Source organism: Fastidiosibacter lacustris (assembly GCF_003428155.1).
GTDB classification, from domain to species: domain Bacteria; phylum Pseudomonadota; class Gammaproteobacteria; order Francisellales; family Francisellaceae; genus Caedibacter; species Caedibacter lacustris.
The window spans coordinates 1-19,636 of record NZ_QLIR01000001.1 but is presented as its reverse complement, the minus strand read 5'-3'; the positions used below and the strand labels follow the sequence as shown (position 1 = coordinate 19,636).

Genomic DNA, 19,636 nt, shown 5'->3' with positions numbered 1-19,636 from the left:
GTTACCCGGCCACCGCAGAGGCGGGGCGCTTCGCGTATTCTTCACGCCAGTTTTTTAGCGAAGTCATGTCGCCCAGAAGCTCGTCTGGCTTCGGCAGCTCCACTGGTGATTCTGCTGGCTGTGAGTGTTCGAACCCGGAGTATTTGGTCATGAGCGAATCAAGGAGATTGCAATCCGCGTCCTTCAATTTGGCCAGATCCTTGAGCTTCAACGTATGGACCGGTCGTTGGAATCTTTGAACCACTCCGCACAGCAGATCATTTTCAATAGAGCGCTCCACCAATGTCCTGAAGTCGCTACATATCGACTTCAGCAAGATTTCGGCATGTTCAAACTCGCCGTTTTCACTCGCCTTCTTTGCATCCTGATACCGCTGATTCATGAGTGTGTTCAGGGCGGATTTGATGTCGCTCTGTGAAAGTGGAATGGGCGCGGGCTCTCCGGTCCCCCCAGTCCGCAGAGCGAATGCTCACCACATCGGGCTTGATGGTCTTTTTCTCGGCAAAATGCCGGACCGTTCCCAGCAAGGACAGGCGGTGAGTAAAGACTATGACCTGTTTTTCCTGAGACAACTCGATCAGTCTTTGAACCACGGCCTCCTCATAGCTTTGGTCCAACGAGGATATTGGATCGTCAAAGATAAACGGAGCCTGGTTGCTCTTGCCGGTGACGTCGGCTAAGAAAGCCGCAATGGAAACGATCCGATTTTCTCCCTCGCTCAGCACATCGGCGAGCCCATTCTGAGAAGCCCCTCGAAGCTGGAGCTTATGAAGGACGCGGCCTTTCGAGACTTTTGACTTCACGAGCTCGACTTTCACCCGAGACGCGCCCAGGGCCTTGAGCTCTGCATTGAACCTTTGCACGAACGCATCCGTGATCAAGGCTTCTGCCAGCTCCCCTTTCTTCTGGGATAGGGCTTTGGTGTTGGTCGACTTCTTGGCTTCCTGAATCTGATTCAGCAGCTTCAATCGGGTGACTTCTTCATCAATGGCGGCGCGGCGTTCAGACAACCACTTTCTGGTCTGCAGGCTGTTTAGCTTCTTCTTGATCTCCTCAAGATTATCGCTTTTGGCGTCTTCGTCATATTTTGCCGCGAGTTCACCGAGGCTCTTCGACTGGGCGTTGGCTTCTTCGATCCATTTCGGTGAGAGCAGAGGGTCGGGAATGGCTTCTTCGGAATCGATCCCAGGGAGCAGGTCTTTTCTGGCCTGCAATTGGGCAAAGAAATCCGTCACCTGGCTGGCGACTTCATCCTGTGGAATACCAGCCGCATCGATACGTGCCTTCAGCGTCTCCGATGTCGGTAGCGCCTCGATAGTTTGATTGGCGGTCTCGTATTCCTTGGCCGCATCCGTTGCGGCTTTCTGCATTTCGCCCTTCACGAAGTTTTCGAAGGAGATCAACCGCTCCTTGGCCTCCTGGGTCAAGGGCTGGTGACACAGGACACAACGGGAACCATCAGAAACATTCGGGTACTCGGTTTCTTTGTAGACAGCCGAGACGGAGTAGTTCCGGGCCGCTTCCCAAAGTTCTTTCCAGACATCAGAGCCGATTCCTTCCAGCTCGCTGCCGGAGAACACCTTTTCCGCCGCCGTATCTGCCGCTGCCTTTTTGAGAATCGACTTCTTCTTAGCAGCAATGATCCGCCGGTAATTCTCGTCCGATAATTGCTGCAGATACTTTTGGGCATCCTGGATCAGAGTGTCGATATGCTGCTTCTGCTTTCTCAGCTGCTTCGCTTTTTCTGCCGGTGCCTGTTCGGCAAGGCGCTGCTGCAGCGTTTGCATCTCGGTTTCGTCAGCACTGCCAAATGCGCAATACTTGTCGATGTCCTGGGTGCTGGTCTTGGCGCTGATGGCTTCGTACCAGATGCCTTCAGGAGTTACCTTCTTGTCAGCCGGGATATTCGGTTTTTTTGACTGGTGCCGGTTGGCCTCGGTGTCCAAGGCCGATGCGACCTTTTCGCATGCGAGGATGAGCAAGCTGAAAAAGGATAATACCGGCGGCTCGTAGCTCACCTCGTCTTCGCTGCTGACAAACACCTTGCCAAACGAGGTGTCGAAAATATCAACGCTGTTGAGGTCATCGCAGATACCTTGCCCAGACCAGGTATGAGTCTTCGGTACGCCGTCCTGCTCAAACGAAATGCAGGCTTTCTGTGCGGCAGCGCCGGGCTTATAGACATTGCGGTGGAGGGTACCCGTCTCGCGGGCTCCGCATACATGTTTGAGGAGTCTGACGTAACCGGATTTGCCTGACCCGTTGTTGCCATAAACAATCGTGATATTGCCCTTGCCAAACTCAAGTGGCTTTTTCGGAGCAAGGGCGTTTACTCCTTCGACATCACTGATTGAACACAAACGCAGGGAGCCTGCTGCGCCCGGGGAGAACGCGGTAGCAGGAAAGGAACAGGTCGTTTTGGGCAGCTTACCTTCGGCTTCCTGCTGGCATAGGGTTGCGAGCTCAGAGACATCTTTGTCGGTAAGCTCAGACTGCTGGAGTAGCCGAGTAGCCGCGATCTGGAGCCACTGGGGGCGCTCTGAAAACCATTTGGTCAGTGATGCCGAAAACTCATTCATGCTTTTGCCCCTCCCATGCCGACAATCTCCATCAGTTTCCCGTAGCTAGTTACCACGTCGTATTTCACGTGTTCGGGATCAATCTTGCGGTTGACCTCCGCGAAGAACTTGCGGGCGCATTCGATTTTGGTTTGTTCGATTGCCCGAAGCTCCATGCTGGACATGGAGCCCTTGGTCTCGGCGACGAAATAGATGTGCTTGACCGAACCTTCTTTGAAGGAAATGGCCCAGTCCGGGTTGTAGTCGCCGACGGGAGTTGGAATCAGGAAGCCTCTGGGGAGCTTTGCATAGACGACCACCTCGGTGCTGGTATCCAGCTCTTTCACAAACTCCCGCTCAACCTTGGAGTCGGTAATCACGTAGTCATAGATGTGGTTCTTCAGCTTCTCGCTCGCCTTGGTGAAGTCCTGCTTGCTTTGGCCTGCGGTGAAAATATCGATATCGTGGGTCTCGGCAATGTTGTCGTAGCTCAGCCGCTTGATGATGATCGTGGCCTTCTGCTCATTGATAAGCCGTGAGCCTTCGGCGATGAAATGCTCCGGGTTCTGTTTGAATTGCTTGAAAACCGCCGTCTGAACGCCGCGCAATATCTCGGCTACGGTCTTTCTTGTCAGTTGAGTGTTTTCGGCAATTTTCCCAAGCAGATCATAGGTGACCATGGAATGGATTAAGGCATTGTGGGTTTCGACTGATGTGTTGGTCAGCGTGAATCCGTCACCGCTTCTGAGTTGACCATCGGTGATCTGATCGTTCTGGAGGCCACTTTGGATGGTGTACTGCAGTGGGGTCACCTGCAGTTCTTTGTCCAGAGCCAGGATGCTGTTTCGGATAATGTCCCTGATCCGATGCAGGTTGAACATCCCTTTAACCATGGTGTAGAGGGAATCAATGCCATCTTTCTCAACAAGGTCTGCGCCATCGGTTTTACGCCACGCGTAGAAAAACTCATACGGGGCAAAGAAAGAACCGGCCTTATTATTGACACCGTTGCTAATCACACAAATCGCGTTGTATTTAAACAGCTCTGGAATATCCCGGCGGTACCGGGTTGTCAGCTGAACATAGGCATCGTGGATGGTTGCTTCTTCACGAATGGCGCTTTTGAATTCAAAAACCACCAAGGGCAAACCGTTGATGTATATAATGCCGTCAGGTATCCGTTTTTCGTATCCAAGGATTTCAAACTGATTCACCACCTTATAGATGTTTTGGGTGGCGTTATAAGGGGCAACTTCCTCGGCAACGACGGTTTCGACCTCCGTCGGCTTCGGCTCACGCAGTTCGGGAAGATCCCGATAATCCAGCAACTGGATATACAGATCTTTTTTGCTGCGGTCTTCACGCTTCAACAAAAAGCCATCAGAGACCATCTTCATGATGGCTTTGTTACTTTCATAAAGATCAGATGCGGAAAAGACCTCCAGCTTGCGAACGATCGAGTCAATTTCACCGATGGTTATCTGGTCTGTTGCATAACGCCTTGAAAGATAGCTGCGCAGATCGTCTTTGAGTAAGACTTCATTTTCAGGGCGAGTTATGGTTTCCCCGCTTACATATTCATAGCCTTCAAGCTGTAAGAGCTCGATAATGGCTGCTTCCAGTTTGGCTTCGGTGAACTTACTCATCTACAACCTCCCAGTGGCCGCCTAATTTGGGACCTTTCCTAACAATCACGCCATCTTCTTTGAGTTTGGCTATGTGGTTTTCAATCGTCCGAGCTGTTTTACCAAGTTCCGCCGCAATCTCCTCAGCGCTATGGTCAGGGTGTTGATAGATCATCTCAAAGGTCTTCGCTACGTTGCTTCCGAGCTCCTTCCGAACTCTTTCCGAAATAATTCCGAAATCATTCCGAAAAACATCGGCGTTTTCCGAACTCTTTTCCGACGTTTTCACCCGCGTTTCGACCCGCGTTTTTTCACCCCTCTTTTCTCCATCCTTTAGAGATTCCAGATATCCCTCTTCGTACTCGAAACAAAGCTCTACGAAATTCTCACTGAGACGAAAAACATCCTTTGAGTAAGCACGAAGGATTTTACCCATGCCCGAACCTAATTGCTCCACCAGATCCAGATCCCGATAAACCCGCATCAACTCACGATTGCGTATCATGGATCGCCCGGCAAAAAAGTCTTCCTGGGATAATCCCTGCACCAATCCACCATAAGAAACAATCGCAAGACGGTCTGAGTAAATCTCCACCACCGGAGTCATTTCCCGCGTATAGTCGTTATGAACGATGGCATTGATAAATGCTTCACGCAGTGCCGCTTTATCAATCATATTTTTCTCTAGCCTTCTGGCGGCGCCCGTTACTTTGGCAAAAGTCCTGTTTTCAATTTCCAGCTTATCCAGAACCCGCTCAGTCGCCTTGATGAGCGAACAATAGCCATATTCCTCGTTTTCAATCAAATCAAGTTTGTCTGGTCCCGCAAACTTGGCGACTTTAATGGAGACGCTGTTTTGATCCGCCAAAAGGTATGCCACATAATTCAGCTCGCCGTTTGGGGCATAGAGGTCGAGGTTTTCAAGGAATGAATCGTTTACCGTAAAACCCTTCTCATCGTAATAGATTTTGAACTGATGAAAACTCAGGTTCTTTCGCGGCGAGGGGATATTGCGCAACGAATCCCGCGTGCGGGTGGCATATAAGCGGTCGATCATCTCGGTGGTCAGCGGCTGCGTTCCCGTGCCCACCCGAATGTGCGCCCCGGCGGGAGACATACCGTATTTTTTCAGGTAATACGGTTTTTCGAGTCCACGGGTAACAATCACCTTAATGACCGGCTTGCCGTCAATCTCCTGTGTAACCACATCAAAAAAGCCAAGGGTCGTCGGCAAAATATTGTTTTTGATCCGATCAATAATCGCCAATTGCAACTTGTCCGGATTGTCAACGCCAACCACCGTGCCATCGTCCTCCACCCCGATATAGATGTCCCCGCCCTTGGCGGAATTGAGAAATGCCACGACTTCCTTTTCCAGCGTATCGGTGAGTTCCCGCTTGAATTCAGTGCATTCGTCTTCGTAGGGGTGGAAGGGGATCATGAGTCACCTCCTGTGACGTTTTCCAAATCAGAGACCAATCGGTTAAACTCCTCAACATCAATAGGATTGTTTTCCGACTCTGTGCCGTTGTGTAGATCGCCTCCAGAAACACGATCGTGGACTTTTCTCATCTTCTCAATATTTTCAGAAGAACAATTCAAGCCTGTGAGTTTATCCCAAGGAATCCTGCTATTCTTGTTACTATACTTTGTTGGCGTAACACCGTTTAAAACGGTTTCATCAACCAGACACTCCACAGCTTTTCGCAGTATGGCGGATACTTTTGAATGCTCTGTAAAGGGTGATTTTTGTAGCTCTTGCTTTGCTTCACCAATGTGATCGTTGAAGGTGTTGGTACGATAGAAGCTTAGAACCCCTTTTCGTGACTTTCCCTCAGAGCTTACAGTGTAAACCAGAATATGCTTGCCCTGTTTATTGCAGGCGGAGTCGACAGTTTTGCATATATGCCCAGCCTTAGCAGTTTCAAAGGCATCCTGAAACAATCTATTGTGATTGAAGATTATGAGCTGATTATCTAGCGCAAGAAGTCTGTTTGCGAAATTGGCGGCAATCTTATGATCCAGACTGTTTACCGGATCATCCAAAATTATCGGTGCTTTCGATTTTTGAACAACTGCTTCTGCAATAAATAGAGCCAAGCCAACTGCCTTTTGTTCTCCTTCACTCAGGATGCTATGAATGGAATCGCTGTTTTCAAGAATCAGCTTGGTCGAACTGGAGCCCTTGCCCCCTTCGGCTTTGACTAAATTCACTTCTAGGTTTTTATAACCGAGCTGATCAAGCTCATTTTTGAAGGCTTTGTTCAATTCAGAGGTTAATAGCTCGTCATGTGCTGTATTTGAAAGGCGAGTAACGGAATTGGTGTTTATCTCGGATTCTTTTTCCCTTAGAAGCTTCTCTTCCTTATCGATCTTCAGCCAACTCTCAATTTCTGCTTGTTGCGTAGAGACGGATTCGTTTTCCATGAGAACTTTGAGCTCATTCTCCAAGGTTTTAATCTTTTCGTTCTTTTGAGTGTCATCCGCCTTGAGTGTTCTAATAGTTCGAGCATTTTCTTTATACTTACTAACAAGCCAAAGACAGAGTTGGGGAGCTACCTCAACACGGGGTTGCTCTTGCATCTGTCCATCAATCAAATCAATTAAATGAGATTTTAAGCCTTCAAGAGATCTTTGAGCTTCATCTAGTGCGATGGTCAACGAAGTTCCGGTGTTCTCAAGAAGAGCCTCTTTGTATTTCTGGCTGAAATTATCAGAAACATTTAGCGAAACCGCTATGGCATTAACCTCCCCCTTGGCTTTGGTTAAGTCATCCGTTGCTTTTTTTAATTCGCTCTCGGTTTTATCTCCTAAATATTCCGAATATGCCTGAACTAATCTGAGCGCATCATCTTGTAATGGCTGATTGCAGTAAATGCAGTTTGCTCCGCCCGTGTTGCTCTTTTGTTTTAGCTTCGCTCCGGCTGAAATAAAACCTTTCCACTCCGCAGATCCCGAGAAAGGGAGCTCTTTGAGGATAGCGATCTTCTCCAATGCCTGCTTATTAGCACTTTCCTTATCCCTTTTATTTTTCAGTAATTCGTGAAGATATAAAGCTTTCGTCTCCAGCTGTTTTTTCTTTTTCAGGCAATTATAAATCTGTCTAACTTCCTTATTCTCTATTTCCAAGAGAGTAATGCGGTCTGCATAATTGGTTTGCCTCAGAGTTGTTCGTTCGCTTGTTTTTTCTTTAAGCTGTTTTTCTTGTTCCTCCGTGAATACAAACTTCTTGCGCATTGAGGAAATTGATGCTTCTGACAGATTATGTGCCTCAAATTCACCCTTTAATTGATCAGAGACATTTTCAAGAGAGATTGATGGTTTACTTCCTTTTAATCGGTCGGCATCGTTTCTCAACCGAAGCTTAAACGCATCAATTTTGTCAGCAATGTATTTAAAAATATGTAATCCCAACGGTTCTAAAACAGTTTCGTCTTGAGTGCGCTGCGAAAGCAGACCCGCCAGATAAGAAGAATCAAAGACCTTGCACCTTAACAGATCATCAAAACCTCTTTGGGTGTTATCAAAATTCAAGTCCTTGCTACTGCCATTATTGTAGGTCAGCTTTACTTGAATTGATTGATTTTGATCTGCGTGGATATTAGACAGAAGCTCCTTTTGTTCATTCCCTCCAACAATCTCATTAAGTACCTTGAAATAGCTACTTTTTCCTGCACCATTTAGCCCGTAAAGAACGGTTACATGTTCACTGAATTTTATGGTTTGGTTGGCTGCCAGCGCATTAACGCCACTAATGTGTTCCAACTTCTTTATTGAAATGATCTGAGTGTTCGATGCAGAACGTGTGTTGAGGCTCGGCTGTTGAACTGCTGTCCCGCTTTTAAGGTTGGAATAAATCTCGTCCAATTTTCCGTCAGATATTTTACCATTGGTGTTTACTGCTTCGAAAATAAGCAACTTTAACCAGTCACACTGATCTTGTGAAAAATCAACCAAGTAATCTTTCGCGTGTGTTTTCGATTGCTGGCTCATAATCCAACCTCCCATCCATAATCTGCGACAGAACCTGACAATGCAGTATCAAACTCATCGGCAGAATAAGAGAAGCCGCATCCGGTGACCGGTGCGGTCCCTAATTGGTAATTGATGGTTCCGGCGGCAATCGTCATGCAATTGCCTCCGCTTTTGTCATTTTGGAAAGAAGAAGCGATAACAACTCTTTTGATTTTCTAATATTCTTATTGTTGCCATCAATATTTTTCTGAAGAGGCTCAATCAACTCCATTGATTTTTCAATATAAGCATCCACAGGCTTCAAAATGTTGATTCTTCTAATGTCTTTGATGGGGAGTTGTGGCTGTGCCGAACCCGACAGAAAGCTGGATATCGCATTTTTCATCATTGGGCTCTTTAGTAGCTGATAGTTGAATACTTTATATTTAGCCACATCAAGAGAACGAATAATAATCATTCCTGAATTGATTCTTAAATGATCATACTCAACTTCATCGCTGAAGTAGGCACAGTTGCCAACTGTTCCACACGTTGTGAGAACTGAGTCATATCGCTTTAGCTTTCCTTTTCTTAGGGCATTATTCTTCTCTGCAGTTATGAAACTAGTAGAAGAAAAATCAAACCCACTTTTTGTAACATTGCCAGTATTTAGAAACAGACAGTGTCCTTCTTCAAAAAAATCACCCTGACTGGGGTAGCTTTTCCCCCTATCACCGTCGATTAATTCAGAAAATGATTCAACTGTTCCATTTTCCCACCCCTCCGGAATCTCCTGATCCAATTCATCATTCCAAACCATTTTGCCGCCGCTGGATTTGTAGGGTTTGCCTTCCAGTTCCGGCTTGCCGATTTTGGCGGCATGCTCTTTAGACATGGGAAATTCAAAATCGACGAACCACTGCTTGTAGATAGCCTGTGCCGTTTCTTCCAGCTTCTGGTTGAGTTGTTCGTTTAACTTAATCCGGTCAACAATGGTGTAGTACTCCCGCACAATCTCCCGCTGTTTTTCGATGGTCGGCACGGGGAGTGCAACATCACATAGTTCTTCCCAGCCGAAGCCTCCTCGAATGGCACTGTCACACCGAAAAAACACATATCGGTCAAACTCACTCCTTCGCATCCACATCATTAAATATTCGGGATGTACCTTATTGTGATCGACTATCTCAAAAACAGGATCGGTAACGAGAACATCTTTGTTTCGGTTGTCTACTTTGCGAATGTAGTCACCCATTCTTTTATAGCTTGATCTCATATCCCAGCTCCCTGAATACATTCAGCAGTTCATTTTTTGACGCTTCTTCTGCTTTCAATAAATCTGTAAATTCCGTCTGCAGGCCAGCCATTTTTTCATCGAAATCGATATTCTCGTCCCGATTTACAAACTCGATATATTTACTTGGCACGAGGGAATAGTCCTTGGTTCTGATCTCATCGAGACTCGCTGAATAGCAGTATTCAGGAATATTTTTGTATTCCGTCTCAGCGAGAGTTTGCTGCCATGTGTGATAGGTGCTGGAAATTTTCTGTATATGCTCATCTGAAAACTGTATAAATTTCTTTTCAAACGGCTCGCCAATCTCACGCAGATCCATAAACAAAATCTCATCTTCACGGTCGCGGTAGTGGCGGGAAATGTCGCCATGCTCAACAGTTCTGGTCTTTTTATTTTTGTTCAAGATCCAGAGCGTCACACTGATATCAGTGGTGTAGAACATGTTTCGTGGCAGGATGATCACCGCTTCCACAAGGTGATTCTTAATCATCTTCTTGCGGATTTCTTTCTCTGTGTTGTCGCCGGAGAGAGCGCCGTTTGCCAGAATGAATCCGGCCACGCCGTTTTCTGATAACTTGGACGCCATGTGCAGAATCCAGCCGTAGTTGGCGTTGCTAGTTGGCGGAACGTCATAGCCTGACCAGCGTGAATCATCGGTCAGCTCATCGGATGCACGCCAATCCTTCTGGTTGAACGGCGGATTGGCCATGATGTAATCAGCTTTTAAGTCTTTGTGCTGGTCACGTGAAAAGGTGCTTGCGGCAACTTCACCAAGGTTGGCGGCAATGCCACGGATAGCCAGATTCATCTTGGCCAGCTTATAGGTGGCTCCAGTATATTCCTGTCCGTAAATGGAGATGTCTTTTTTGTTTCCTTGGTGGTTTTCTATAAATTTCATGGACTGGACGAACATACCGCCCGAACCGCAGCAGGGGTCATAAATCTTGCCTTTGTAGGGCTCAATCATTTCTGCAATCAAATTTACTATGCTTTTGGGGGTATAGAACTCTCCCTTGCCTTTGCCTTCGGCGAGAGCAAATTTACTCAGGAAATACTCATAAACCCGTCCGACAATATCCTGCGACTTGTCAGCAAGCGTATTGATATTGTTGATTGTGTCAATGAGAGCAGCCAGTTTGCTAACATCTAGATTTAGGCGAGAGAAATAGTTATCTGGTAATGCTCCTTTTAAGGACTTGTTAACTTTCTCAATTGAGAACAGGGCGCTATCAATTTTCAGGGCAACATCATCTTGTTTTGCGTGTTGCTTGATAAAGCTCCAGCGGGTCTCTTCGGCAGATAGAAGACGTTTTTCATGGTATAGAATTCCACCATACCCACATAGTCGCCTTGACCTTCATCAATCAATTCCTGCATGCGTTCTTCAAATTTATCCGATGCGAACTTGAGAAAAATCAAACTCAGCACCACATGCTTATATTCTGAAGGTTCAACACTGCCGCGCAGCTTGTTCGCGGAATCCCAAAGGGTTTCCTCAAAGCTCTTTTGTTTTTTGTTATTAATCGCTTTCTTCGCCATTATAAATCCTCACCGAGCCTGCCTGCCGTGCTACGCTTGGCCCAGGCAGGTTGGTTAATTGTTTTTATCTTCCAACTTGTCTTGCGTGGAACTGGCGCCACCAGCCTCGACCCAGGCATCGACCTGATCCTTTTTGAACTTCCAAAGACGACCCATGCGATGGGCGGGCATCGCATGCTTGTCGATCCAGCGGTAAACGGTGTCACTGCTGACACCGAGGTACTTGCCTATCTCGTCTACTGATAACCAGCGGTCTTCTATCTCGGTCATATCTCCGACTCCTCAAGGGCGATTGGTTTTCTTGCCACGCCAGAGGTGATAATGGGGATGCTGGGCGGAGCTTCCCCAAGTTAAAATGCCCTTTAATATATTTAGGCAGGGGCCGATTGTCAAACGCTTTCGTCCGGATAAGGCCGCAAAAGCATGCTCACGGGCGTAACCACTGACCACTGGCAACTCTTTTTGCGTAAGTATGGGCATGGCAAAGTCGATTAAGGCGAATTATGAGGCTTAGCGCAGTAGTTGGTCCGAGGCAACGAAACAGATCGATGGTATTGTATATGCTACCGTTGTAAGTGACGTATTTCAGACTTGGTCCGAAGAAAACAGAGAATCAGTGGTCAAACAGAGAAAGAAAGGCTGGAAGATGGGGAGAATAGATGGTGCGGAGAGGTGATTTGGAAAGATGTGAAACGGGCGCAAACCATTTAGAAACAAGGGAAAAAAGAAAACCCGCCTACTCAGAGAATGTCTCTGGATTGACGGGTTTTCTTTTTCAAAATGGTGGAGGCGGCGGGAGTTGAACCCGCGTCCGTAAACTCGCAATCTTCAGATCTACATGCTTAGATTTATCTATTATGTTTAACTTGAGTCTACCCGATAAATCAGGGTATGAAACCAGCGAGTCTTAGAATTTAACATCAGTGTTCAGACGGACACTTTAGCTAGCTTATGTCAATATGAACGAACGTAAGATAGATCCACAAGCAAATACTATCGGTTCGTGCGTATCTAGGGTTTTAAACTAGATTAAGCAGCTTTACGAACAGCGAAAATGCTGTCGTTAGCCACAACGCGAGCTTTTTTATTGTTGCCAGTTATTCTGACGATATAACGTGTTTTACGAGGCAGATACACCCTCGGCATGCACCGTAAGACCTTGACATTCCCGTCGAAGCCATATTCGCCCCCAGTGACACTGTCATTGTAAAGCTGATAAGATACAAAGGCAAGTAGGTTTTGATTAAGTAGCACACAAAGTAATTACTTTTATGACCCTGAAGTGTAGTACGTGTAGATAAAAATTTCGGTGGAGGAATGATATGTGTTAACAGAAAGATGTTTTGATAATTCATCACTTAAGCAAGCCAACAATCCTACTGCTAAAAACATTGCGATAATTACGCTGAAACGTTCTAAAAGCTAAACCATAGCAAGATCTTTTTCAATGTCTTCTTGTAAAGAAAGTCGTTGAGGGAAGATTTATAATTTTGCTATAAAACCTCCCCATACTAAACCTGCTCCAAAAGCTTCCGTGAGAATGGTTTGCCCTGGTTTAATCGTGTTATTACGTATTGCATAATCAAGCGCTAACGGAATGGAGGCTGCGGATGTATTGCCATGGTTTTGCAGGGTAAGCACGACTTGAGACATAGGCATGTTAAGTTTTTTTGCTGTTGCTTCAAGGATACGATAGTTTGCTTGGTGCGGTACCAACCAGTCGATTTCATGGGAACTTAATTTGGCCTCATGTAGCAGCTCATTTACCAGTTCGCTTAATGCAGATACCGCTTTTTTAAAAACCTTGTTACCTTCCATATAGAGTTTTTGTTCAAGTTTTACGCCATCAAAAGCATTTTTAGGAAGAAGACCAGGAATGTTTAAAATATCTTTGCCTTGACCATCGGTATGAAGCACCGATGCAATAATTCCAGGTGTTTTGCTTTGTGTAAGCACAATTGCGCCTGCACCATCACCAAACAACACACATGTAGAGCGATCCTGCCAGTTTAAAGTGCGTGACATACGCTCTGATGCAATCACAAGTGCATTTTTGCTGCTTCCATTTTCAATATATTGTTTGGCGATATCTACCGCATAAACAAAACCACTACAGGCAGCAGAAATATCAAAAGCAGGACAGTTAGGGGTATGAAGTTTCATTTGAACAATACTGGCAGTTGAAGGCATAATGTAGTCGGCTGTACCTGTTGCAACGATAATGAGATCAATGTCGTTTGCTGTTAAGTGAGCACTTGTCAATGCATGCCGTGCAGCTTCAATTGCCATAAAGGATGTGGTTTCTGTTTCATCAGCAATATGACGTTCTTTAATACCAACACGTTGTCTAATCCACTCATCTGATGTATCGACCATTTTGGCAATCTCACCGTTGCGCAAGATCATTTGTGGTAGATAACTGCCTGTGCCAATGATTTTTGCAAACATATCCTTTAACCTTCTGATTGCATTATTCGCTCAATGTGCGACTGTGTTTTTTGTGGAATATTAAATTTGATTTCTTTAATCGCTTCATAGATTGCAGTTTCAAAGGCTTCTGCAGAAGCACCCCCGTGACTTTTGATCACAATCCCACGTAACCCTAATAAAGATGCACCGTTATATTGATTTGTATCAAGTTTGCTTTTTAGGCTTTTAAGCACCGATGCACTAATAAGCATCGCAAGCTTAGAAAATATACTGCTAGTGAAGCTGTCTTTTAGCATGTCGGCTATGATTCTAGCAGTGCCCTCCATAGTTTTTAAGGCGATATTACCAGCAAAACCATCACATACAATAACATCTGCCTTTGCTGAAAAAATATCGTTGCCTTCAACATAACCGATATAATTAATGTGATCACAATTTTGGAGCATTTTAGCAGCTTGCTTAATGCTATCTAAACCTTTCATTTCTTCTTCACCAATATTTAGCAAAGCAACGCGAGGTCGTTCTTTGCCTTTTAAATTGGCAGCAAGTACCGAGCCCATAATGCCAAATTGAAACAGTTGTTCAGAGGAACAATTCACATTTGCCCCCAAATCAAGCATGTATGCTGGATCCATTTTCTTAGTTTTTCGATCTAAGGATGGAATAGCATAAACGATGGCGGGGCGATCAATGTCGTTTAGTGTTTTTAATACAAATTTAGAAGTTGCCATTAATGCCCCTGTATTACCAGCACTGACACAAGCATCGACATCATGATTTTTGACAAGGTTAATGGCTACTCGCATCGAAGAATCCTTTTTATTACGTAATACTAAAGCAGGGGATTCATCCATTTCAACGATTTCACTAGCATGAACAACCGTTAAGCGACTAGCATCATAGCGGTTTTTAGATGCACTTAGTGCTTGCTCAATTTGGTCAGAGATCCCAACTATAGAAATATGCAGATTGGAATATTTGTTCAATGCAGATATGCACGCAGGTATGGTGGTTTTTAAGCCATGGTCACCACCCATAGCATCAACAGAAATTTTATATGAAATTGCGGTGCTCACAGTATATTTAGAATAATTGCCTTATCGTGCACTCATTCTATTCATCATCAGATGCAACGGCAACTACTTTCTTTCCTTTATAGTAACCGTTTGCACTTACGTGATGACGCAAGTGAACTTCACCCGAAGTTTTATCAGTTGAAAGCGCAGCAGCAGTTAATGCATCATGAGAGCGACGCATATCTCTTTTTGAGCGACTTTTTCTGGTTTGCTGTACAGCCATTATTATTCTCCTATTACACTACTTTCTACTTTAATTTTTTATTAAACTTTAGCTCTTTTAAAGCAGCAAACGGGTTGTGTTTGTCCTGCTTTTCAGTATCACCAGTTTCAAGAACGCCACAGTATGGCGTATTTTGTTCAACTTGACAATCATTTCGTTCTTTTTTTGGAATCATTGGAATACACAACAGAACTTCCTCTTCGATCAGATGAGTTAAATCAATTTGGTTATCTTTATAGATATAGGGTTCGTAGTCATCAGGAAAGTTTTTAAAGAAGCGATCATCAGTAACAAAACCAAGTTTAATGTCACTTTCTATATTGAAGGTAAATGGCTCAAGTGTGCGCTGACAGATAAGCTCAACGTTACCTGTGACTTTCCCATCTAACAACGTTTTTTCATGCTGACAGCTAAAGTTGCCACTAAAGTGAAAGCTATATTCACCCTTTATGACGCAATCATGAAGTGTATCTAAGTTTGAAAAAACAAAGGTTTTGTCGATTACAAGGTTCTCTTTAGCTGATTTAATCGGATTTAAGTGATTGGTTTTTTGTTGTGACATGCTTTATCTCTTATTAGGTTTTGTTAAAGTAAGCATATTTAATAAGAAGTATATAATAATCGAAGTTAAGGAGTATAGACAATGACTTTTCAAGTTGGCAATAAAGTAACGTTACCTCAAGTAGCAACAACATCTGGTAAAACATTTAAGTTAAATGACTACAAAGGCAAGTATGTCATACTATACTTTTACCCTAAAGACAGCACCCCAGGTTGCACAATCGAAAGCGTTGGATTTAAGAATCACAGCGAAGATTTTGCTAAAGCCAATGCTGTGATATTTGGTGTTTCAAAAGATACTTTGAACTCACATGAAAAATTCAAGGCAAAGCATCATATGCCATTTGAATTAATAGCAGATACAGACATGATATTATGTAATGCCTTTGAGGTGCTTAAAGAAAAAAGCATGTTTGGCAAAAAATATATGGGCATTGAACGTAGTACTTTTATTATCAATCCCGAAGTCAAATTAATAAAAGAATGGCGTAAGGTTTCAGTCCTAGGACATGTTGAGGAAGTATTAGAGTACCTTAGAGGACTAAATTAGATTACTTAAGATCAAGGTGGAGTTATTCGTCATTATCACAGTCAAAAGTGTGAGACTTGCTATTTAGAATTAAGGACAATAAATGGAAAAAAATTATTATAGTATCTTAGGTATTGATAAAAATGCCAGTGATGCTGAAATCAAAAAAGCCTATCGAAGGTTGGCTAAAAAGTATCACCCAGACGTTAGTACTGAAACCAATGCTGAAGAAAAGTTTAAAGAAGTTCAAGATGCATACGAAGTGTTAAAGGACAGCAAAAAACGTAAGCTATATGATGAATATGATGGCAATTGGCAGCATGCAGAAAAAGGTGAATTTGATAATCAATATGCACATGATGGTGCTTATCGCCATTACTCTCATGGTTCGGAAGGTTTTGGCAGTTATGAAGATATATTTGGTGAATTTTTCCGCCAGCAACGCTCACATCGCCATCAAAATACAGGATTTGATATCGATGGGCAAGATCTACACACTAAGGTTGAGATTTCTATCCAAGATGCGTTAGTCGGTGTTGAACGTGAACTTCATTTTGTTTACCAGGCTTTAGATGAGCGTGGAAGCGTCGTTCAAAAAAGTAAAAAACTTAAAGTTAAAATTCCTAAATATGTGGGAAACCATCAGCAAATTCGCTTAAAAGGTCAAGGAGAAGCAGGGATTGGTAAAGGACATAACGGTGATTTATACATAGAGATTATTGTGCGTTCAGATCAGCAATATAAGGTTGTTGGTAACGATATTTACAGTCATATTCCAATTGCACCGTGGGAAGCTGCTTTGGGTGCGGATATTACCATTTCAACGCCACATGGCAAAATGAAATTGACAGTCCCAGCACATACTCAAAGTGGTAAAAAGATGCGATTAAAAGGGAAGGGATTAATAAATGGTGATTATTATGTAGTGTTGGAAGTAATTTTGCCACCAGCTGTTTCTGAAACTCAAAAAGCTTTCTATGAAAAAATGAAGAAGGAGATGGCATTTAACCCACGTAAAGATCTGCTAGGAGTATAACGTAATGAGTGAAATCATATCAGAAAGCCAATATATTACTGTTGTTGAACTGTCAAAATTGCTATGTGTTCCACAAGCGATTATTGTGGAGTGGATTGAGCATGAAGTGATTTATGCTGAGCATAAGCAAGATATTTATTACATTGCAGCATCGGATATTGTGCGAGCAAAGTCTGCTATGCGTCTTGCTTATGACCTAGGTGTAAATGCCTCGGGTATTTCAATTATCTTACAATTAAGAGAAAAAATTCAGCAACTTGAAGCATTGTTAAATAAGTGACAACCCTGGGGAAGGGATAAAATAACTGTGTAAATTCGTTCATAGGTCATGCTGGCTAAAACTTATAATCTAGGAACAAAAGATGAAAAAGTGAAAAACAAAATCAAGCTTTAAATCAAGCACTGGGTCTGATTATAGTTGACGTTTAATGTCAGAAAGGATGATTAATCGATGAGTCTAAATATCTCTTAATCTCAATTAACGCATTTTGCTTATTAACAAAGACCAGATAAGGATTATGATGTATTAATTCTTGTTCTTCGTATTCGGGGCATATGAGGCAATGATAACTGTATCCCCCTTGGCAACATGACGTGCTGCTGCACCATTTAGACAAATTTCCCCTTTGTCACCAAGAATAACATAGGTCGCAAAACGTGCACCATTGTTACAGTTATAAATCTCTACGCGTTCAAATGGAATTAGGTTAGCCTGTTTGCACAACTCTCTATCGATACTAATTGAGCACCATAATAACGTAAGTTAGCTTCAGTCACCGTTGCCATATGAATTTTAGATTTTAATAATGTGCGTTTCATGTAATTTCCTTGGGGTTATATATTATAATCTTGTGGAGGTTAGCATTATATTCAAGACACCGACTATTACCATAAAGAAAAATTGCAAAAATTGCTTGAGTTTTAATTACTCCATAGATTAGATACAAAATATGTAAAATTTTGTAAGAAAAGTATTGCAATCAGCTTTCAGTGACGTTTAGAATGTGATTGAGGTCGAGGGGGAAATGATAAGTCTTCCGCATCAAAGTTTTATGAATTGCAAACAAAGGATGACTTGAAGATGAATAAAATTCCTGTTATTGAATTGTCAGAAGTACGGTTAGGCTCACAGCAAGCAATTAATAATGCCGTTATAGAAATTGATAAAGCATGCAAAGAGATAGGTTTTTTTGTGATTACTGGGCATGGCATTGACAAAAAAATCATACAGAGAGCCTATGAAGGATTAACTGATTTTTTTAACATGGATTTTAAACGCAAAACCGCATGTAAACTAACTTCAGGCTTGATCACAAATTATACCTCTTACTGAATTTTTAGAGTTTGCAAAATAGCAATAATCAGGTTGATAAATTTAAACTTCAAATTTTGACTGGAAAGAGAGGATTACATGTTTTTTATTTTAAGGAAAATGCCTAGCGTAATTCATATAGTCTTATTTGGTGGTGTCATAATATGGACAGTTTATTTTATGTTGTGGCCATTTATGGCAGTTATTTTTTATCAGAAGTTTGAACTATCAATTCTTGCCACGGGTTTTATTTTGAGCGTAGCGACGTTTATATCGATAATTTTAAGTATCTGTTGCTTTGATTAATTTTATGCATTGGCTTACAGAAAATTGGCGGCAGGGGATAACAGAAATAGAAGCCGCGGATAAATTAAAAAACTTGCGTTTGCAAATGCCAAATGCACTTGATCTTAGCTTTGAAACAAAAAGTGCTTTTGGCAGCAATGGTGCTGTTATTCATTATGATCCTACCCCGGAAACCAATAAAACAATTGCGGATTCCAGCCTTTACTTATTTGACTCTGGAACTCAATATTTAGAAAGCACAACTGATGTTACGCGCACAATTCACTTAGGGAAACCAACGGCAAGGCAAAAGCAACATTATACTTTGGTATTAAAAGGTCATCTCGCACTTGGTCGTGCTAAATTTCCAAAAGGAACCTGTGGAGAGCACTTAGATGCCTTTGCCAGAATGTATTTATGGGAAGAAGGATTAGACTACCAACATGGTACAGGTCATGGAGTTGGTAGTTCATTATGCGTACATGAAGGACCGCAAAAAATTTCAAAAGCCCCCTCAGGTGTTCCTTTACAACCAGGAATGATTGTCAGCAATGAGCCTGGACTATACATAGAGGGTGAATATGGGATTCGTATCGAGAATCTTTGCTTAGTCGCTGAGGTAAAGCATGAAAAAAAGGAACAGAATTTTACATCTGAACCATTTTATTGTTTTGAAACGCTAACCCTTATGCCATATTGTAAAAAGCTTATTGCTACAGAACTTTTGACCGAAGAAGAAAAAAGACAAATTATTAATTATTATCAGGAAATAGAAAATAAAGTTATGCATTTGCTTGATATAGGTGGACAAGTCTGGCTGAAAAATGAGCTTTGCACTGATTTTCTTTTTCAGGCAACTCACCACAAACTATACACAGAAGAAGCCTCACTATCTTAATGCACTTAATGTAATGTGTAAAATGCGAATCAAGGGTTCCCCTTTAAGCAGTGAGATTGAATTTTTCATATAACAACCTAAATGCAGCAGCTATTCGCCCAAAAATATGAACCATCAAACCTGAGGTGGCTTGTACCTTACTGACTATTTGAATACCAGTTTTTTCTTGAAGAAAATTAGAGTTCCTTCCAAACCGTATTTAATCTAGCAAAATAGCTATTTAAAAATTAAAGGTGGATATGATCAATGAGATGGGAAACGATAAACAAGTTAGCAGCAGATGAGTTTCGTCGTTTAACAGGTGTAAAAAAGC

Annotated in this window: 20 protein-coding genes and 1 other RNA gene; 5 read left to right on the top strand and 16 right to left on the bottom strand. The window is 43.0% G+C overall.

What is annotated here, in order from left to right; translation table 11 throughout:
- Position 1 precedes the first annotated feature (1 nt).
- The 14 genes from DNJ77_RS10015 to DNJ77_RS00040 form a co-directional block, all read right to left on the bottom strand.
- Positions 2 to 382, bottom strand: a complete 381-nt coding sequence (locus DNJ77_RS10015) for a hypothetical protein (protein ID WP_204723342.1) — start codon at positions 380 to 382, stop codon at positions 2 to 4.
- The gene (locus tag DNJ77_RS00095; protein ID WP_204723341.1) at positions 345 to 2,579 is read right to left on the bottom strand and encodes an AAA family ATPase; all 2,235 of its coding nucleotides are present in this window, start codon (positions 2,577 to 2,579) and stop codon (positions 345 to 347) included. Before DNJ77_RS00095 ends, DNJ77_RS10015 begins: the two co-directional genes overlap by 38 nt.
- Positions 2,576 to 4,204, bottom strand: a complete 1,629-nt coding sequence (locus DNJ77_RS00090; protein WP_116962963.1) for a type I restriction endonuclease — start codon at positions 4,202 to 4,204, stop codon at positions 2,576 to 2,578. The genes DNJ77_RS00095 and DNJ77_RS00090 overlap by 4 nt, the downstream gene beginning before the upstream one ends.
- Positions 4,197 to 5,624, bottom strand: a complete 1,428-nt coding sequence (locus tag DNJ77_RS00085) for an RNA-binding domain-containing protein (protein WP_116962962.1) — start codon at positions 5,622 to 5,624, stop codon at positions 4,197 to 4,199. The genes DNJ77_RS00090 and DNJ77_RS00085 overlap by 8 nt, the downstream gene beginning before the upstream one ends.
- Positions 5,621 to 8,176 (bottom strand): AAA family ATPase, encoded by a 2,556-nt coding sequence (locus tag DNJ77_RS00080; protein ID WP_116962961.1) that lies wholly within the window; start codon positions 8,174 to 8,176, stop codon positions 5,621 to 5,623. Before DNJ77_RS00080 ends, DNJ77_RS00085 begins: the two co-directional genes overlap by 4 nt.
- 133 nt (positions 8,177 to 8,309) lie before the next feature.
- Positions 8,310 to 9,413, bottom strand: a complete 1,104-nt coding sequence (locus DNJ77_RS00075; RefSeq protein ID WP_116962960.1) for a restriction endonuclease subunit S — start codon at positions 9,411 to 9,413, stop codon at positions 8,310 to 8,312.
- Complete coding sequence (locus DNJ77_RS00070) at positions 9,397 to 10,482, bottom strand: N-6 DNA methylase (RefSeq protein ID WP_239986709.1); 1,086 nt, start codon at positions 10,480 to 10,482, stop codon at positions 9,397 to 9,399. Before DNJ77_RS00070 ends, DNJ77_RS00075 begins: the two co-directional genes overlap by 17 nt.
- Positions 10,483 to 10,670: 188 nt before the next feature.
- Complete coding sequence (locus tag DNJ77_RS10285) at positions 10,671 to 10,973, bottom strand: type I restriction-modification system subunit M N-terminal domain-containing protein (RefSeq protein ID WP_239986698.1); 303 nt, start codon at positions 10,971 to 10,973, stop codon at positions 10,671 to 10,673.
- A gap of 54 nt (positions 10,974 to 11,027) precedes the next feature.
- Positions 11,028 to 11,243, bottom strand: coding sequence for a helix-turn-helix domain-containing protein (locus DNJ77_RS00065; protein ID WP_116962959.1), 216 nt, complete (start codon positions 11,241 to 11,243; stop codon positions 11,028 to 11,030).
- A 511-nt stretch (positions 11,244 to 11,754) separates the two neighbouring features.
- Positions 11,755 to 12,164: a transfer-messenger RNA gene (gene ssrA / locus DNJ77_RS00060) on the bottom strand.
- 291 nt (positions 12,165 to 12,455) lie between these two features.
- Positions 12,456 to 13,421: a beta-ketoacyl-ACP synthase III gene (locus tag DNJ77_RS00055; RefSeq protein ID WP_116962958.1), complete on the bottom strand. Its 966-nt coding sequence runs from the start codon at positions 13,419 to 13,421 to the stop codon at positions 12,456 to 12,458.
- Between the two features lie 5 nt (positions 13,422 to 13,426).
- On the bottom strand, positions 13,427 to 14,467 hold the full coding sequence (plsX, locus tag DNJ77_RS00050; protein ID WP_116963185.1) for a phosphate acyltransferase PlsX: 1,041 nt from the start codon (positions 14,465 to 14,467) through the stop codon (positions 13,427 to 13,429).
- Positions 14,468 to 14,516: 49 nt separating this feature from the next.
- Positions 14,517 to 14,702, bottom strand: a complete 186-nt coding sequence (gene rpmF / locus DNJ77_RS00045) for a 50S ribosomal protein L32 (protein WP_116962957.1) — start codon at positions 14,700 to 14,702, stop codon at positions 14,517 to 14,519.
- A gap of 25 nt (positions 14,703 to 14,727) precedes the next feature.
- Positions 14,728 to 15,264: a YceD family protein gene (locus DNJ77_RS00040; RefSeq protein ID WP_116962956.1), complete on the bottom strand. Its 537-nt coding sequence runs from the start codon at positions 15,262 to 15,264 to the stop codon at positions 14,728 to 14,730.
- 81 nt (positions 15,265 to 15,345) lie between these two features.
- Here DNJ77_RS00040 and DNJ77_RS00035 point away from each other — a divergent pair, with 81 nt between their 5' ends.
- The 3 genes from DNJ77_RS00035 to DNJ77_RS00025 all read left to right on the top strand — a co-directional run bounded on the left by DNJ77_RS00035 (position 15,346) and on the right by DNJ77_RS00025 (position 17,108).
- Positions 15,346 to 15,813: a peroxiredoxin gene (locus tag DNJ77_RS00035; RefSeq protein WP_116962955.1), complete on the top strand. Its 468-nt coding sequence runs from the start codon at positions 15,346 to 15,348 to the stop codon at positions 15,811 to 15,813.
- Positions 15,814 to 15,895: 82 nt separating this feature from the next.
- Complete coding sequence (locus DNJ77_RS00030) at positions 15,896 to 16,828, top strand: DnaJ C-terminal domain-containing protein (protein ID WP_116962954.1); 933 nt, start codon at positions 15,896 to 15,898, stop codon at positions 16,826 to 16,828.
- Positions 16,829 to 16,832: 4 nt separating this feature from the next.
- On the top strand, positions 16,833 to 17,108 hold the full coding sequence (locus DNJ77_RS00025; RefSeq protein WP_116962953.1) for a chaperone modulator CbpM: 276 nt from the start codon (positions 16,833 to 16,835) through the stop codon (positions 17,106 to 17,108).
- A gap of 246 nt (positions 17,109 to 17,354) precedes the next feature.
- Here the strand turns inward: DNJ77_RS00025 and DNJ77_RS00020 are convergent, their stop codons facing one another.
- Both DNJ77_RS00020 and DNJ77_RS10135 read right to left on the bottom strand, forming a co-directional pair.
- Positions 17,355 to 17,552 (bottom strand): aspartate 1-decarboxylase, encoded by a 198-nt coding sequence (locus DNJ77_RS00020; protein ID WP_275667729.1) that lies wholly within the window; start codon positions 17,550 to 17,552, stop codon positions 17,355 to 17,357.
- Positions 17,531 to 17,647, bottom strand: a complete 117-nt coding sequence (locus DNJ77_RS10135; RefSeq protein WP_275667728.1) for an aspartate 1-decarboxylase — start codon at positions 17,645 to 17,647, stop codon at positions 17,531 to 17,533. The genes DNJ77_RS00020 and DNJ77_RS10135 overlap by 22 nt, the downstream gene beginning before the upstream one ends.
- 262 nt (positions 17,648 to 17,909) lie before the next feature.
- Here DNJ77_RS10135 and DNJ77_RS00015 point away from each other — a divergent pair, with 262 nt between their 5' ends.
- Both DNJ77_RS00015 and DNJ77_RS00005 read left to right on the top strand, forming a co-directional pair.
- Complete coding sequence (locus DNJ77_RS00015) at positions 17,910 to 18,161, top strand: 2-oxoglutarate and iron-dependent oxygenase domain-containing protein (protein WP_116962952.1); 252 nt, start codon at positions 17,910 to 17,912, stop codon at positions 18,159 to 18,161.
- 289 nt (positions 18,162 to 18,450) lie between these two features.
- Positions 18,451 to 19,323: a M24B family metallopeptidase gene (locus DNJ77_RS00005; RefSeq protein ID WP_157966520.1), complete on the top strand. Its 873-nt coding sequence runs from the start codon at positions 18,451 to 18,453 to the stop codon at positions 19,321 to 19,323.
- Positions 19,324 to 19,636: the final 313 nt, after the last annotated feature.